Origin of the sequence: Dyella mobilis (genome assembly GCF_016904945.1) — a bacterium.
Classification (GTDB): Bacteria; Pseudomonadota; Gammaproteobacteria; order Xanthomonadales; family Rhodanobacteraceae; genus Dyella_B; species Dyella_B mobilis.
This window is the reverse complement of record NZ_JADIKF010000038.1, coordinates 665,787-682,128: the sequence shown is the minus strand read 5'-3', so window position 1 is coordinate 682,128 and position 16,342 is coordinate 665,787. Positions and strand designations below refer to the sequence as shown.

Sequence of the window (16,342 nt, the reverse complement as noted above, 5' to 3'; positions counted from 1 at the left end):
TCGAATAACCCCGTGCTCTCCACATTTATCGAAGCGTTTCAGAACCCTTTGCTCAACTGCAGCCAGGCCTGCGCATCAGGCCGCCGGCCGGCCAGCACGGGTGTGCGTCCCACCGGTTGACCGACTTGTACCTGCGCAACCCAGCGATCCGGACCGTTCCAGTTCAACCCCACGCCGGCGCTGGTCAGCGTTGCATGGTTGCTGCCCGTCTCGCCCGCCCACGGTTGCGCATCCAGCCAGATGCCGCCGTGGTCGACGAACACGGTGCCCTGCCATGCGCCGGCCGGCAACGGCAGGTCGCGCCGCAGTTCCACGGTCGCCAGATAACCGGAAGCTCCCGCCAGGGCGCTGACGTCATAGCCGCGCACGCTCTGCATGCCACCCAACAGGAACTGTTCGGACGAATCGAGGTTGCGCGTGCTGTATTGCCCGCTCAAGGACGCGTACACGCGCCAATGCTCGGTGAGCATTTGCAGGCGGCTGGCGCTGCCGTCCCAGTGCAGGTAACGACCCTGCGTATCCGCCGTCACCGCGTCGCTGGCCTGGGCCGCCGCGTTGTCGAAACCCAGTTGGCCCCGGGTCACCGCACCCTGGAGTGTAGTGATGCCGCCGCCGCCCCAGCTGTCGCGATGGTCGAAGATCAGCGTACCCGTCCAGTCCCAGGTATGGCGATCGTTGTCGGTGGCCGTGCTACCGACCGCATCGCGCAGGCGGTGCTCGTCCACTTCCAGTCGCCCGCTGAAGTTGGTGTCCGGGCTGCGCAGAAACGCCTGGGACACCCACACGCTCGCCTCGGCCGCTGTCCCGTGCGCGTCCAGGTCGGTCAGCCCATCGCCGAGGCGATAGCTCAAGGCCGAATACGCCACGCCCACGCGGGTGCCTGCGCCGTTGATAGCAAAGTCGTAGCCCAGGTGGCCATAGCGCATGTGCGCGTCGGAGCTGAGCACACTCAGGCTCAATTGATCACCTAGGCCGGCCAGATTGTTCACCGCCAGGTTGCCGCCCAGCCGGACGCGGCCGGTGTAGCGATCGCCGGCATCGTCCAGGCTCAGGTTGCCCGTGACCATCGGCAGCGCCTGAGCGTCCACCAGCACATCCGACGTGCCCGGCTGGCTGCCGGGCCGCAGCAGGCTATGGCCTTGCACGCCCGGCACATCGTTCAACAGCAGCAACTGGCGATCCAGGCCGGCCTGATCCACGGCGTCGCCCGGCTGCAGCGGCGCGAGCGTGGCGCGCAGCAGGCTGTCGTCCACGCGGCTGTGATTGACCAGCCGCACCCGGTCATAGCGGGCCTCCACTACGCGCATGCGGACCACGCCATCCTTCAAGGCCTGCGCAGGGATCGTCGCCCGATCCAAGGGATAACCGTGGCGACGGTAATACGCCGTGATGCGCTCAGCCAGCGCCTGCAGCGAGGTCAGCGTCAGCGTGTGACCCTCGCCGTCGGCGACCAGCGCGTGCAGCGTATCGGTGGCGAACAGCGTGTTGCCCTCGATCACGATGCGGGTGACTGCAAAGGGCGTGGTGTCTTGCGAAAGCTTCGATGCAGGGGGCCTGGATGGTCAGCCCCGGCTGGCGGTTGGGTGCCACCGGAGCGGCCGGCTGTGCCTGTTGCAGCAACTGGCCGCTGGTAGGCGGCGCCTGCTGCGCGAACACGGGCGTGGCCAGCACGGCCAGGACGAGTGGCGACAGGCGCAGGAGAGGCGATCGGATCACGAAGGGACGTCCAAGGCAGGATGACAGGAAGGAGAGAAGAAACCGACGCCGCGGGGTCAGGGCATGCGCACGCCGCCCCCGACCACCCGCACATCCGGGGTATACAGATCGTTCGAGGCCGCCCCGCCCTGACCCGTTTCCTGTGATGTGGAAGGCAGAGTCAGGGTGGTTGTTCCGGTGGCGTCCGCCGTGGCCGTTGCCACAGACGCCCATGGCAGCGCCGCCGCCACGAAGGGCCCATCGGGCAGTGCCGTGGGGAACGGTGCCGGTTGGCCCAGCATCTGCTGCGCGTAGCTCACGCCGGGCAGCGACGGCAGCGCATCGTTGACCACCGTGAGGCCCGATGCGTTGCCGGGTGATTGCACGAACACGTAGTCGCCATCGTTCGCACTCAGTCCGCTGCCGGTGATGGCATAGCTGCCCGCGGGTGTGGTCGGCACGACCGTGCTGCTGAACTGCAGGTTGCCCGTGGTGGCGCTGGCCAGCGTGTCGCTCCCCTGGAAGCCGGTGACGGTACCGCCCAAGGGCGGCAACGGCTGGCCGCGCCCGACCTGGACCGGCGTGGCGACGTAGGTCAGCGTGGCGGGCGTGATGATGCCGATCGGGGCACTGGCGGTGGTGTCGAGCAGCACGTAGTTGCCGGCCGCGGCACCGCCAAGCGTCAGGCCGCCGACCGACACGCCCAGGCCCGTGCCCACGTTGACGCTGGCATACGTGCCGACACCCGGATCGTTGAGGCTGACCGCGTCGCTGCCGAGCACGCCGTCGAGTTGGTAGTTGGCGGCGGAAAGCATTGCCTGCGCGGTGCTGTCGTAGGTCTTGCTGACCGTACCGATCAGGCTGACGGTGAGAGTCGCCGGATCGATCGTCAACGTACCGGGGGCGAAGGTGATCGCGTAGTTGCTGCTGGTCAAACCCGTCGGCGTGATCGCGTAACTGCCTGCATTCACCGCGCCCTGCGCGCCGCCGCCGTAGCCCAGCGTGCCACCAAGGACGCTGGCCGTCTGGCCGTCGACGAAGCCTTTGTACGTCACGCCATTGCCGCCGCTGTACGCCAGGCCGTCGTAGGTCTGGCTGGCCGCGTTCGCCGTCACCGTCAGCGCCGCCGGGTTCACCGTCAGCGTGCCGGGGGCGAAGGTGATCGCGTAGTTGCTGCTGGTCAGGCCATTCGGCGTGATCGTGTAGCTGCCTGCATTCACCGCGCCCTGCGCGCTGCCGCCGTAGCCCAGCGTGCCGCCAAGGACACTGGCCGCCTGGCCGTCGACGAAGCCTTTGTACGTCACGCCATTGCCGCCGCTGTACGCCAGGCCGTCGTAGGTCTGGTTGGCTGCATCCGCCGTCACCGTCAGCGTCGCCGGCGTAATGCTCACCGTACTGCCGGTCACGCTCAGTATGTTGTAGTTGCTCGCCAGGCCACCATTGCTGCTGGTGCCAAGGATCAGGCCCGCGACGCTGGCCAATGTGCTGTTGCTCTGTACGTTGGCGCTGGCTAGGTTGCTGCTGTCGCCTGCTCCACTGACGCTGAAGGTCTGGCCGTTCACACCGGTCGCCGTCAGCATGCTGCCGTCCACCACCGTGGTGCCGTCGTAGGTGCGCGTGCCGCTCAGGACCAGGTTGGCCGGGCTCACCGTGAGCCCGTTGGTGCCGATGTAGGTCAGCTGGTAACCCGCACTCACCGTGCCACCTTCGCCGCCCAGTACGACGGCGGTGCCGGCGTTGTCGGTCGCGCTGGCGGAGCTGAACCAGGTAAGGCCGCTGGTGTTGAGCAGCGCGCTCGCGTCGTTCCCATTCTGGTCGACACTGCGGATGCCGGTGATGGTGGGCGTGGATGAACCATAGGTCTGGCTGCAGGAGGTGCAAGTCACCAGCACATACGGCAGTGCACTCAGCACCGGATAGGGATAACCCGCGACCCAGCCATTGGCCGAGGTGAAAACACTGGTTGCTACTGGGCCGCTGACGAGCCATGCCGATGTCGCCAAACCAGTTGTACCGGTCGTGCTACCCGAGCCAACGCCAATCGCCGTACCGCTGGTCACGGTGTCCCAGTAGGCACTCGTGATCGTGCCGTTGGATATCCGTCCGACCAGGCCGCCGACATCGGTGGAACCGGGCGCTGCTCCGGCGGCTACCGACACTGCGCCGGTGGCATAAGCGTCGGTGATGGACCCGTCGCCTTCACCAGCCAGGCCGCCGACTGCGAAACTTCCGGACACCGCCCCCGTGGCATAGGCGTTCTTGATCGCGCCGCCAAATACGTAGTTGTAGCCGACAAGACCGCCGTCATAGGAGCCGCCTGACACCGCTCCGGTGGCGTAGGCGTTGGTGATCAGGCTCCGATTCTCACCGACCAGACCGCCAACCTCGCCGCGGGCGCTCCCTGATACCGCTCCCGTGGCGTAGGCATTTGTGATCGTGCCTTCGCCTTCCCCGACCAGGCCACCGTCCACAACACCACCCGACACGGCTCCTGTGGCATAAGCGTTCGTGATCGTGCCCGAGTTTGTTCCGACCAGACCACCATTGGATATGTACCCTGACACGGCCCCCGTGGCATAGGCGTTCGTGATCGTGCCGAGGTTGTTACCGACCAGGTCGCCAGCCGAGACCGGGATGATGGTTACCGTATCAACGTCCGTCACCGAACCGCCCACCAGCCCTACATTGCGCACGACGCCGCTGCTGCCGACCTGGCCGAAGAGCCCGTCGTAAGCAAGATTGTTGTTGATGGTCAGGCCACCGATGGTGAACCCCAGGCCGTCGAACACGCCCGCAAAGGGAGTCGATTCGCCGATCGGCGCAAAGCCTGCGCCGCCGTTCCAGCCGCTGGTGGTGCTGGCGTCGATGGCATTGCCCAGCACGTAGTAGCCGGACAGGTTGTTCTGTATCGCCTGCAGTTGGTTGACGTTCTGGATGACGGTGTAGAGCGTGTTGCCGCTGTCGTTGGCGTTGAACACCTGGTTGCCGGCCATGCCCAGCAGGTACGGCGTGGTCTGGTTGTTGGCGTTGCCCCAGGTGCTGGTAGCAAAGCCACCAGGCAAGGCGGCTTCCAGTTGAGCGGTGGTCAGGCCGCTTGCACCGGTCGTGCCCCCTAACCCCACACCGGTCGAGCCGCCGGTGGTGGTGTCCCAATAGCCGTCCGTGATGGTGCCCTCGTTGTTCCCGACCAGACCGCCGACGCCGGCCGCGCCACTGACCGCGCCTGTCGCGTAGGCGTCGCTGACCGTGCCCCCCTCCAGGCTGACGCCCGCCAAGTTGAAGCCGACCAAGCCCCCGACGTTGACCGTACCGCTGACCGTGCCGGTCGCGTAGGCGTCGCTAACCGTGCCCGCGTTGACACCGGCCAGACCGCCAACGTAGCGCAAACCGCTGACCGTGCCGGTCACGTAGGCGTCGCTTACCGTGCCCTCGTTGGCGCCGACCAGGCCGCCGACGGAATCTTCGCCGCTGGTCGCACCGCCGATCAGGCCCAGGTTGCGAATCGCGCCGGTCGATTCACCAAACAGACCGACGTAGTCGCCACTCGGCAGATTGATGGTCAGGTTGCTGATGGTGAAGCCCAGGCCATCGAACACGCCGGTGAAGGGCGTCGTCGATCCGCCGATCGGCGCAAAACCCGCGCCGCCGCTCCACCCGCTGGTGGCGCTGGCGTCGATGGCATTGCCCAGCACGTAATAGCCGGACAGGTTGTTCTGTATCGCCTGCAGCTGGTTGACGTTCTGGATGACGGTGTACAGCGTGTTGCTGCTGTCGTTTACCTCGAACACCTGGTTGCCGACCAAACCCAGCAGGTAGGGCGTGGTCTGGTTGTTGGCGTTACCCCAGGTACCGGTGCCGAAACCGGTGGGCAACGCGGCTTCCAGTTGCGCGGTGGTCAGGCCGGTGGCACCGGTCGCGCTTCCCGAGCCAACACCGGTCGCACCTCCGGTGGTGGTGTCCCAATAGCTGTTCGTGATGGTGCCCCCAAAGTTGTCCCCGACCAGGCCGCCGACGATGATGATGCCCTGCGTACCGCTGACCGCGCCGGTCGCATAGGCATCGCTGACCGTGCCTGCGTTGATGCCGATCAGACCGCCGACGTTGCGTGCACCGCTGACCGCTCCGGTCGCGTAGGCGTCGCTGACCGTGCCCTGGTTATCGCCGACTAGGCCGCCGATGTAGCTCGTGCCGCTGACCGCGCCAGTTGCGTAGGCGTCGCTAACCGTGCCCTGGTTATCGCCGACTAGGCCACCGACGTCGATCGAATCGCTGACCGCGCCGGTTGCGTAGGCGTCGCTGACCGTGCCCTGGTTAACGCCGACTAGGTCGCCGACGGAGACCGAACCACCGACCGCGCCGGTCGCGTAGGCGTTGCTTACCGTGCCCGTGTTCCAGCCGACCAAGCCGCCGACGGAGTTCCCACCGCCGACCTCACCACCTATCAGGCCCAGGTTGCGGATCGCGCCGGTCGATTGGCCGAACAGGCCGACGTCGTTGCTACTCGGCAGATTGATGGTCAGGTTGCTGATGGTGAAGCCCAGGCCATCGAACACCCCGCTGAAGGCCGTCGTCGATGAGCCGAGCGGCGCGAAGCCAGCGCCGCCGTTCCATCCGCTGGTGGCGCTGGCGTCGATGGCGTTGCCCAGCACGTAACGGCCGGCGAGATTGTTCTGCACTGCCTGCAACTGGTTCACGTTCTGGATGACGGTGTAGAGCGTGTTGCTGGTGTCGTTGGCGTTGAACACCTGGTTGCCGGCCATGCCCAGCAGATACGGCGTGGTCTGGTTGTTGGCGTTGCCCCAGGTGCCAGCGCTGAAGCCAGCGGGCAACGCTGATTCCAATTGGGCGGTGGTGACAGATGAACCGCCCACACTCTGGCTTTGGCCGGTCGTCGTGGCGTTCCAGTAGCCGTAGCTGACCGGAGCTCCAAGTCCTCCCTCGTTGGACCCGACCAGACCACCGTTATCGGTGCCCCCCGACACAGCCCCTACGGCATAGGCAGACGTGATCGTGTCGAGGTTCAACCCCACCAGGCCACCGACAATGCCACCCGCTTCACCCGTCACTGTGCCCGTGACATAGACATTGCTTATCCGCCCGTCGTTGTACCCCACCAGGCCACCGACAGCGGCGCCCATACCTGCGGATACTGCCCCTGTGGTAAAGGCGTTTGTGATCGAGCCGTAGCTGAAACCGACCAGGCCGCCGACACTGGCATCCTCCGCTCCAGACACCGTCCCCGTCACATAGACGTTGCTGATGGTGCCGAGGTAGAAGTTGTAACCGGCCAGGCCGCCAACGTCGGCGTAGCGGTCGCTGTCTGTTACCGAGCCCCCCACCAGTGCCACATTGCTCACAGCGCCGTTGAGCACACCGAAGAGTCCGGCGTATGTCAGGCCATTGTTGTTGATGGTCAGGTTGCTGATGGTGAAACCCAAGCCATCGAACACCCCGGTGAAGGCCGCCGTCGATGAGCCGAGCGGTGCAAAACCCGCGCCGCCGTTCCATCCGCTGGTTGCGCTGGCGTCGATGGCATTGCCCAGCACGTAATGGCCGGCGAGATTGTTCTGCACTGCCTGCAACTGGTTGACGTTCTGGATGACGGTGTAGAGCGTGCTGCTGCTGTCGTTGGCGTTGAACACCTGGTTGCCGGCCATGCCCAGCAGGTACGGCGTGGTCTGGTTGTTAGCGTTGCCCCAGGTCCTGGTAGTAAAGCCACCAGGCAAGGCGGCTTCCAGTTGAGCGGTGGTCAGGCCGCTTGCACCGGTCGCGCTCCCTCCCCCCACACCGGTCGAACCGCCTGTGGTGGTGTCCCAATAGCCGTCCGTGATGGTGCCCGCGTTGTTCCCGACCAGGCCGCCGATGCTTAACGAGCCCGAACCGCTGACCGTGCCGGTCGCGTAGGCGTTGCTGACCGTGTCCCTGTTGGCACCGATCAGACCGCCGACATATACCGCACCGCTGACCGCGCCGGTCGCGTAGACGTCGCTAACCGTGCCCTCGTTGGCGCCGACCAGGCCGCCGACGTAGAGCGAACCACTGACCGCGCCGGTCGCGTAGGCGTTGCTGACCGTGCCAGTGTTGGCGCCAACCAGGCCGCCGACGTTTTCAGAACCGCTGACCGCGCCGGTCACATAGACGTCGCTGACCGTGCCCGCGTTGCCGCCGACCAGGCCGCCGACGTTTTCAAAACCACCGCTGACTGCGCCGCCGAGCAGGCCCAGGTTGCGGATCGTGCCATTCAATTGACTAAACAGGCCGACGAAGTTGTTGTTCGGCAGATCGATGGTCAGGTTGCTGATGGTGAAACCCAGGCCATCGAACACTCCGGTGAAGGCTGTAGCCGTAGGGATGCCGATCGGCGTGAAGCCCGCGCCGCCGTTCCATCCGCTGGTGGCGCTGGCGTCGATGGCGTTGCCCAGCACGTAATCGCCGGCGAGGTTGTTCTGCACTGCCTGCAACTGGTTGACGTTCTGGATGACGGTGTAGAGCGTGTTGCTGGTGTCGTTGGCGTTGAACACCTGATTGTTGGCCATGCCCAGCAGATAGGGCGTGGTCTGGTTGTTGGCGTTGCCCCAGGTGCCCGTGCTGAAGCCGGCGGGCAACGCACTTTCCAGCGCTGCAGTCGCCAGGCCGGCGGCACCGGCTGCGCTACCCGCGCCAACGCCAGTCGCACCGCCGGTGGTGGTGTCCCAATAGCCGTCCGTGATGGTGGCCGTGTTGTCGCCGACCAGGCCGCCGATGGAGCCAACACCGCTGACCGCGCCGGTCGCGTAGGCGTTGTTGACCCTGCCTCCGTTGACGCCGACCAGACCACCGACGTTCGAGCCGTTTGAACCATTCGAAATGCTGACCGCGCCGGTCGCGTAGGCGTCGGTGACCGTGCCCCCGGTCAAGTTGTCGCCGACCAGGCCACCGATGTTTGAACCATTCGAACCGCTGACCGTGCCGGTCGCGTAGGAGTCACCGACCAGGCGGTCATTGAAGCCGACCAGACCGCCGACGTTGTTCGTGCCGCTGACCGTGCCGGTTGCGTAGGTGCCGTTGATCGTGCCTTGGCTGTAGCCGACCAGACCGCCGACGCCGCTCAAGCCGCTGACCGCGCCGGTCGCGTAGGCGTCGCTGATCGTGCCAAAGTTGACGCCGACCAGGTCCCCGACGTCGCCTGCCGTATCGCTGACCGCGCCGGTCGCGTAGGCGTTGTTTACCGTGCCAGTGTTCCAGCCGACCAGGCCGCCGACGTCGTTCCCTCCGCTGACCTTACCGCCGATCAGGCCCAGGTTGCGGATTGTGCCGGTCGATTCACCAAACAGGCCGACTTTGTTGTTGTTCGGCAGGTTGATGGTCAGGTTGCTGATGGTGTTGCCCAGGCCATCGAACACGCCGGAGAAGCTCGTCGACCCGCCGATGGGCGTGAAACCCGTGAGCGTGCTGGCGTCGATGCTCTGCCCGAGTGCGTAATAACCGCTCGTCACGCTGCTCATCGTATTCAGCCCGGCCGCGCTGGTCACCAGCGTGTAGGCGTTGCCATTGATGCTGAGGCTGTTGCCGGTACCGGTGAAGTTCACCTCGCCATTGCCCAGCATCACATTGACGATGCCGCTGGTCACGGCAGCGTCACTGCCATTGGCGGTGGCCGGGTTGAGCGCCAGGCCTGCCGTACCGCTGGCCGTCATCACGGCATTGATATTGACGTTGTTGGCGGCCGTCAGCGTGAGCGTGTTGGCGCTCCAGCTCACCGTGTCATCCACATTGATGTTGCCGCTGCCGGCGGTGCTGCCCTCGCTGGACTCGATGGTGACGTTGCCGCTGGCCAGTGCCGTGCCGAGCGTGGCGCCCGAGATGTCGCCGGAAGGCACGCCGGTCGCAGAGACCGTTCCAGTGTTGCCCGGCGCGATGGTGAAATCGTTCGGGTCGATCAGCCAGTCGCCGTTGCGGCCGTTCGCGGCCAGGGTGGTGACGGTGGCGCCGTTGGTCACCTTTACCGTCGCGCCACTGGTGTCGATCTGGCCGCCGTCACCGCCATTGGGCGCGCTGGCATCCAGCGTACCGCCCGCCGTGGTGGTGCCCGCATCCATGCCGCTGAGCAAGGTGATGGTGCCGCCCCGGCTCTGCACCGTCTGCGCCTCGACCACGCCGGTGTTGTTCACCGCACTGGCCAGCAGGCTGTCGCGCGCACCTGCGGTCATCCACACCTGGCCGCCGTTCGCTTCGATCAGTGCACCGTTCTGTGCAAGGTTGCTCAGCGTCGACCGATCCACCTGCACGCCGACCAGTTGGTCACCATCGAAATTGAGCGACACCGCGCTGCCGCCGGCCAACGCCACGCTGCCTTCTTGCGCGTGGATCGCACCCTGGTTGATTGCCGTGTTGCCTATCAGCGCCACATAGCCACCGGGCGCCGCGGTGATCGTGCCCCGGTTGACCACACTGGCGGTGCTGCTGCCGCCGAACTGCAGTGTGCCGCTGCCCAGGCTGCCGTCCGCGAGATCCAGTGTGGACGCCACCAAGCCGCCCACGTTCACCTGCGCGTTCGCCCCGAACAGCACGCCGTTGGGATTGATCAGGAACACCTGGCCGTTGGCGTTGAGGTGGCCGAAGATCTGGCTAGGGTCGGTACCTAGCACGCGGTTGATCGCGATGGCGCTTGCATTGGGCTGCAGGAAATCCACCGTCGCGTTGCTGCCGATGCTGAAGCTCTGCCAGTTCAGCGATAGGGTCGCGCTCTGCTGGTCGATGGTGAGCGTGTTGCCGTGCTGCTGTACGTTGCCCTGGCCGGATACCACCTGGCCGCTGGTGGGCAACTGGTTGACCGACGGTGCCGCAGCCGGCTGAGCCGCTACGGTCGTCGATACCATCGGCGTCGGCATACCGGCCCAGGCCGTCAACGGCAGGAGCAGGAGCAAACCGCACCACCCGGCGCGCCGCTGCGGCATCGCACCAGCCTGGCTGGCATGGCCGCCCCGTGCATGCCCCCCCGCCAGTTCCGAGGCCACCTGCAGCAGGTTCAACGCGCGGTTCCACACAAGACGATAGGTGTGGTTCATGGTGCTTTTTCCCCTGTGACGTTACTCAGATAATGCGCAAAACATCGCCGGAATGCGTCAGACGATGCGCGCGCCGCGGTTGCATTCGGGATCGCTTCAGAACCCACGGCTGATAGGCCGGAGGTGAAGTGCGCGCGCTGATACATGGCCCCTTTCCGTGGCATGGTCTACTGCCACGCCCGTGTTAGTTACATGATACACGTCACATTAGGCAGCGAAGATATCCATGAGATGGCTGACTGTCTGCCCTACTAAACAGTAGGTATGAGAGTTCCCTTGGAAGACGTCAGCCGCAGCGGTTCAACCACAGGCTCATCAGGCCCGCACGGCTGGACACGCCGAACTTGCGGTAAATGCCGACGATGTATTGATGGGTGGTGGCTGGCGTCATGCCAGCTTGGCTGGCGATGCGCTTCTCCGTTGCGTCGGTCAGGAGCAGCTGCAATATCTTGCGTTCGCTTGGCGTCAGCGGCGAGGACACCATCAACAGTCCATGGCCTAGCAGCAGATGGCGGTGAAACCACTTGATGCCGCGCAGCGCATAGGCGAGCACTGCGATCTCCACATCGCTGAAGGTCTTGCGCGAATAAAAACCGAAATGCGATTCGCAGTCCTCGTTAATAGGGAAGGCGACGAAAACGGCATCGTAGGTGCCGACCGAGGCGTAGTAACGTTCGTAAAAAGCGGAATCGAACCACGCTTGCGGCAACTCCCGCCGAAAGGAGTAAGTGCGGAATTTGCCAAGGCCTTGCATCGGCAGGAGAAACGACGGATCGATTTCGCGCCGGTCCCATATCCGCAGGATTTCCTTGAAATGCCCGTCGTCGGTATGTGGTTCGATGGCATGCAAGGCCTGCATGGCTCCGACGCGCCACCCCTTTAGCGGATCGTCTTCACGTCCGCCGGCGAAGCAGATCCCGCCGGCCCATGTGGCGTTCCAAGCCTCGACCCGACCACAGAGAAATGTGATCAGATAATTGACGGCCGCGGCAGACTGATCGGCGCCGAAATCCGACAGCTTGTCCCATACGCTATGGACCTCTTCTCGGAGCGCAGCGTCAAGCGCCGGCTGCTCGAAACGGCTTGCATCATGCGGTGCCATTGTCATCCCCCTTTCCCGATGAACCAGCATGGTCATCCATGCCACGTTGTGTCGTGTACTCGCCTAGCCGAGATTCCGTCCTTTTTCCGCCTGTAGTTGACGGCTGAATGCACACACTATGGGGTTCTACCGGGTCGCTTTTCCCAGACATCCCAAGTGTTAACTCATTGATTCATAAAAACATGCACAGACTATGGGTCCCAGCTGATCCCATAGTCTGTGTTCCTGCGTACTTAGATGCACAAACTATGGGGTGCTAAACGGTACAGACTATGAGGTTCTGTCCACTAACACCAAGAAGATCCAGGTTCCCGCACCTATCGGAGCGGACTCCATCCATCGAATGGTTGCCTATGTTGCCCGCGGCGAAAAGCGGGCCGCCTACAAACGGGCTTTCGCGGCTCAATTGGCGATCAACGCCAAGCCACCAGCCTGACGATCGAATGGTGTTCCGGGTCCAAAGCAGTCATCCAAGTTTTTATAAAACCGCGGCAGGCTCATCTAACAGGCGATAAGGCCTCATGGCCGCTTGCAGCCCATCGTCCGGGACATTCGCCACACCATGTCGATTCCCGAAACGCCCGTTCGTCGCTCCCATGCGACGCCGATACGGCTGACTCAAACTAAGCAGGCAGGCCGGAACAAGTTTGCAGATGTATATCCGGACGCGAACGCCTGTCTATTCGGTAGTTAGGCCCTGTAACCTCGAGGACGAACACGTGGCACCACCGCCAGAATCCACGATCGACACGACATCGGAGTATCTCGTCATCTCCCGCGGGCAGTGGGATAAAGACAGATCGCTCGATGAAATACAGAAAGCGATTGACGACTTCTACGTCTGGCACGATCGACTCGTCAGCGAAGGGGTGATGAAGTCGGGACAGCGACTCGCCAGAGAAGCGAAAATTGTCTCAAGCAGCGGCGTGACCGACGGCCCCTTTGCCGAAGGCAAAGAGGTCGTGGGCGGCTACTGGTTCTTCCTGGCCGCCAACTTGTCAGAAGCTGCGGCACTTGCCGCGCAAAATCCCTGCCTGGCCTGCGGTTTGACCTACGAGGTTCGACCCATTGAAGAGGAACGGGCCAGCGCATTCAAGTTGAGCAATGAGATGCCCGAGAATTTCGGCGATAAAAAGTGACTCGCAGTGAAAGCCATTGGGCGGGCTCACACCCGCGGACTATGCAAAGCAGTTACGGTGACAAAGGACTCCAAAGCATCCCGCCACTCTAGGCGGGGGATGTCGGGTGGACTGCCCCGGAGATTACGGCACTTCCAGCCTATGAAACATTTGCGAATCACTCCTCAACATCATCCAGGAGATCAAAACCAAATCCCTCGATCCATTGCGCCTCATCAATGAGGTACTCCGTAACCTCGAAACCATCGGGGTAGTCGATGAATCCAGGTAAGCGCAAATATTTCAGTATTGCAGATTGAGCAGACGCGTCCGAGCTAAAAACTCCTAACAGTTTGTAGGTCTCACTTTCAGAGTTTCCGTATGTGTGGTGCAGAACAAATACGCTAGTCATGGCAGTTACCAATTACGAAATTGATCATTAGAAATAACATTAAGGCGCCAAGGCTCACTAAGGATTCATGAAGCTGCGGTCAGCCCATTTTTGTATTTGATTGAACTCCGAACCGGAGCCATTCTTCCAATTTCCTTGGCCATATTTATCATTCATAAGGCGGGTGGCAAAGTCCTTAGTCGCCTCGATAGCTTTGCGAATGTTGTCAAATGAGTCCATGCGTTAAATATGTGCCGCAACCTTTGATACTACGAACTGCAAGTCGCTCAGATTGAGACAGTTACGTAGAAACGCATGATCAAGCTCTGGAATTGCCTTAAAGATAAACCGTGCTGTCCCCGGCAATTGTACTTCTGGATGAGTAAAGAGTTGATCGGCTATGCGCCGCCGCCATCGCATGGCAATGCGATACGGATGAAGGTTGGTACCAACAACGGATGATCCGCCAATGTGGTATTGATCGTTACGGAGACAGTTCCTACCTTTTCGGGACTTATGCATTTTTACTGATTCGGAGTCAGTCAGAAAACCGAGCTCAACACATTGTCCGCCACGTGCAGCGTAGCCCCTTAAAGCTGCCTCCCTTTTCGCCGGGCTAGCGATTCGCAATTCAACTATTAAATGAAACTATAAAAAAATATAAAAGTGGATATAAAAAGGTATATAAAAATGGGGAAGAACACCTTTTCTCCGTCCTACTATCCGAAATTGTGTTCCGACTCTTTTTTTGTTACTACAGCATCGAGCCTATGCGTTGCCAGGTAATCAACTTATGATTTCAAAAGAAAAATCACGTCTTAGCATATTTTTCTTCGCGTCGCTTAGTGTGACTGGTATTGGCGTTCATGCACAGGAGCGAACGGTTACCGTATGCGATTTGTTGAAATCACCCAATAGCTTTGAAGGACAATCAGTGGCGCTTTCTGCCAATCTTGTTCTTGGCCCTCACGGCGGTTACTTGCTCGATGAACATTGCAATTCGCTTGGTGGCTTACGTCTCATTGTCAGCGACGGGGACGATGACAACAGGAAAGTGCGTGACATGATGAGATGGGTCATGGCCAATCATGGTCATGGGCGAGTCAAATTAGAAGGTGCTTTTCAATCAAAGACCGATCCCGAAACTTCGGGAAGTTTCCTGTTTAAAAGGGTTCTGAGTTACGGCGATGATGTTCACTAGCTGTTTTCTGACTTATGCGACCAAAACCAGGGGCCGCGAGAAAAATGGTCAAACAGGGGCACTAAAAAGGAGCGGAAAACTTTATTCCGATCTGCTCCTCGAAATTGTGTTCCGCCCCTTTACTGACAATGATGGGCGTTGAATTGGCGGCAACTGATGACAAATAAGCATACGGAAGATGCCCAGGCGTCACCTGACACTGTGGAAGCGCGCAATCTCGTCGTCTGTTGTGACGGCACGAGCAATGAGATAGGCAAACAAATCTCGAATGTTCTCAAGCTCTATCGCATAGCTGAAAAGAACGAGCACCAGATTGTTTTCTACCAACCGGGCATCGGTACGGTCGCGATGCCCGATAGCTGGGGCCAATGGCGTCAGAAGGCGCGTGCGTTATTCGAGATGGGCACGGGATACGGGCTTGATCGGGATGTCTTGAACGCCTATTGCTTCCTCGCGAGTCATTACCGTAAGGGCGACCGCATTTTTTTGTTTGGCTTCAGTCGCGGAGCCTACACCGTGCGAGTTGTTGCCGGCATGCTCTATCTCATTGGCCTGCTGCGCGAGCATCAAATGAATTTTGCCGGCTATGCACTTAAGGCCTACAAGGGGGCAAGCACGTCTGATGATTATGCTTTGGCGCGCGATTTCAGGGAGATCATGCGCCCGGAACCCGTGCCGATCCATTTCCTCGGTGTCTGGGATACGGTTGCCTCAGTGGTAGTTCCAGGGCGATTGCCATTTTCCGAGATGCGGCTTCAAAAGCTTCCTCACACATCAAACAATCCAGCGGTTGCGACATTTCGGCATGCCATGGCGATTGACGAGTTTCGGCGCATGTTTCGTGTCGAGCCTTGGAGTGATCCGCAGACATTCAAGCCGAATCGACATGCCAAAGCGACGGCAGAGTCTCCGCAAGATATTCGGCAAGTTTGGTTCGCAGGTTGCCATTCGGATGTTGGCGGGGGCTTCGTCGAAGACGAGAGCGCACTGTCAAAATATCCTTTGCACTGGATGCTCGAGCAGGCAGCCGATAAGGGGCTTCGCATTCGACGCGCCATGGTGAACCACGTGGTGCTTGGCAAGAAGCGCAAGAACGCCAAGCTATATACGGCGCCTACGCCAAATGGTCCGCTGCATCGCTCATTGACCCTGCCATGGCGACTGGTCGAATGGCTGCCCAAGAACGTCCGTTTCCGGGAATGGCCCGGGCGTCGCAGCCTGTTCGGGCACTACCTGCCCCGAGGGGAGCCGCGATTTATCGGGGCGGGTAGCCTCATTCACTCGTCTGTGGAGGCGCGGCTTCGCGAAAACAGGAGCTACACCCCTAGCAATCTCCCTGAAAGCTATGAAACGGAGTCGACGAATGGAGCACCGCCGTCGACTGGCGAACGTTGATAATGATGAAGACGAATCGCAAATTGGTTTAAGAATAGGATTTGAACATGCGGATTCTTTCATGCCTTGGCAAAGATGGTATCAAATGCAGATTCCGGTCAAGCTGGTCATCGATTCCGGTGATCGCTGAACATCCTGCTGGTTCTGACAACGGCCATAGCCTGCTGCTTCGTCTGTACCAAAACTGGGCGATTCTGGCTGATTACAACCATACAGGCTTGATGATGCTGGGACGAGCTTCGGCAGGCATATGTCGACCCCGAGCAGATGCGCATGCTGGCAGCGAATGTCCGCTTGTCGCTCAGCGTTGACCTGCCCCTGTGGTAAAAGGTACGACACAACCCGCACTGATCGCATCACATAATGGAACCGAGCCGCATAACTGCCGTTGCG

General features: G+C 61.5%; 8 protein-coding genes. 4 read left to right on the top strand and 4 right to left on the bottom strand.

The annotated features are described in order from the left end of the window. Window positions 1–38: 38 nt before the first annotated feature. From ISS99_RS10590 to ISS99_RS10580, 3 genes are all read right to left on the bottom strand, one after another. Window positions 39–1,499, bottom strand: coding sequence for a ShlB/FhaC/HecB family hemolysin secretion/activation protein (locus ISS99_RS10590; protein WP_204631640.1), 1,461 nt, complete (start codon window positions 1,497–1,499; stop codon window positions 39–41). Window positions 1,500–1,772: 273 nt separating this feature from the next. After that, window positions 1,773–10,742, bottom strand: a complete 8,970-nt coding sequence (locus ISS99_RS10585) for a GLUG motif-containing protein (RefSeq protein ID WP_204631569.1) — start codon at window positions 10,740–10,742, stop codon at window positions 1,773–1,775. A gap of 286 nt (window positions 10,743–11,028) precedes the next feature. Beyond that, the gene (locus ISS99_RS10580; RefSeq protein ID WP_204631568.1) at window positions 11,029–11,880 is read right to left on the bottom strand and encodes a helix-turn-helix transcriptional regulator; all 852 of its coding nucleotides are present in this window, start codon (window positions 11,878–11,880) and stop codon (window positions 11,029–11,031) included. 683 nt (window positions 11,881–12,563) lie between these two features. Here ISS99_RS10580 and ISS99_RS10575 point away from each other — a divergent pair. Continuing rightward, window positions 12,564–12,983, top strand: a complete 420-nt coding sequence (locus ISS99_RS10575; RefSeq protein WP_284343750.1) for a YciI family protein — start codon at window positions 12,564–12,566, stop codon at window positions 12,981–12,983. Window positions 12,984–13,140: 157 nt separating this feature from the next. Here the strand turns inward: ISS99_RS10575 and ISS99_RS10570 are convergent, their stop codons facing one another. After that, window positions 13,141–13,374, bottom strand: a complete 234-nt coding sequence (locus ISS99_RS10570; protein WP_204631566.1) for a DUF7336 domain-containing protein — start codon at window positions 13,372–13,374, stop codon at window positions 13,141–13,143. Between the two features lie 772 nt (window positions 13,375–14,146). Here ISS99_RS10570 and ISS99_RS10565 point away from each other — a divergent pair. The 3 genes from ISS99_RS10565 (at window position 14,147) to ISS99_RS10555 (ending at window position 16,079) form a co-directional block, all read left to right on the top strand. After that, window positions 14,147–14,554: a hypothetical protein gene (locus tag ISS99_RS10565; protein ID WP_204631565.1), complete on the top strand. Its 408-nt coding sequence runs from the start codon at window positions 14,147–14,149 to the stop codon at window positions 14,552–14,554. 156 nt (window positions 14,555–14,710) lie between these two features. Continuing rightward, window positions 14,711–15,949, top strand: a complete 1,239-nt coding sequence (locus tag ISS99_RS10560; RefSeq protein ID WP_204631564.1) for a DUF2235 domain-containing protein — start codon at window positions 14,711–14,713, stop codon at window positions 15,947–15,949. After that, window positions 15,918–16,079 (top strand): hypothetical protein, encoded by a 162-nt coding sequence (locus tag ISS99_RS10555; protein ID WP_204631563.1) that lies wholly within the window; start codon window positions 15,918–15,920, stop codon window positions 16,077–16,079. Before ISS99_RS10560 ends, ISS99_RS10555 begins: the two co-directional genes overlap by 32 nt. Window positions 16,080–16,342 lie beyond the last annotated feature (263 nt).

What these genes read in the sequence shown, in the direction of transcription:
- ISS99_RS10585 (WP_204631569.1), bottom strand. Translation starts at nt 10,742, where the DNA reads ATGAACCACACCTATCGTCTTGTGTGGAACCGCGCGTTGAACCTGCTG.
- ISS99_RS10580 (WP_204631568.1), bottom strand. Translation starts at nt 11,880, where the DNA reads ATGACCATGCTGGTTCATCGGGAAAGGGGGATGACAATGGCACCGCAT.
- ISS99_RS10570 (WP_204631566.1), bottom strand. Translation starts at nt 13,374, where the DNA reads ATGACTAGCGTATTTGTTCTGCACCACACATACGGAAACTCTGAAAGT.
- ISS99_RS10565 (WP_204631565.1), top strand. Translation starts at nt 14,147, where the DNA reads ATGATTTCAAAAGAAAAATCACGTCTTAGCATATTTTTCTTCGCGTCG.
- ISS99_RS10560 (WP_204631564.1), top strand. Translation starts at nt 14,711, where the DNA reads ATGACAAATAAGCATACGGAAGATGCCCAGGCGTCACCTGACACTGTG.
- ISS99_RS10555 (WP_204631563.1), top strand. Translation starts at nt 15,918, where the DNA reads ATGGAGCACCGCCGTCGACTGGCGAACGTTGATAATGATGAAGACGAA.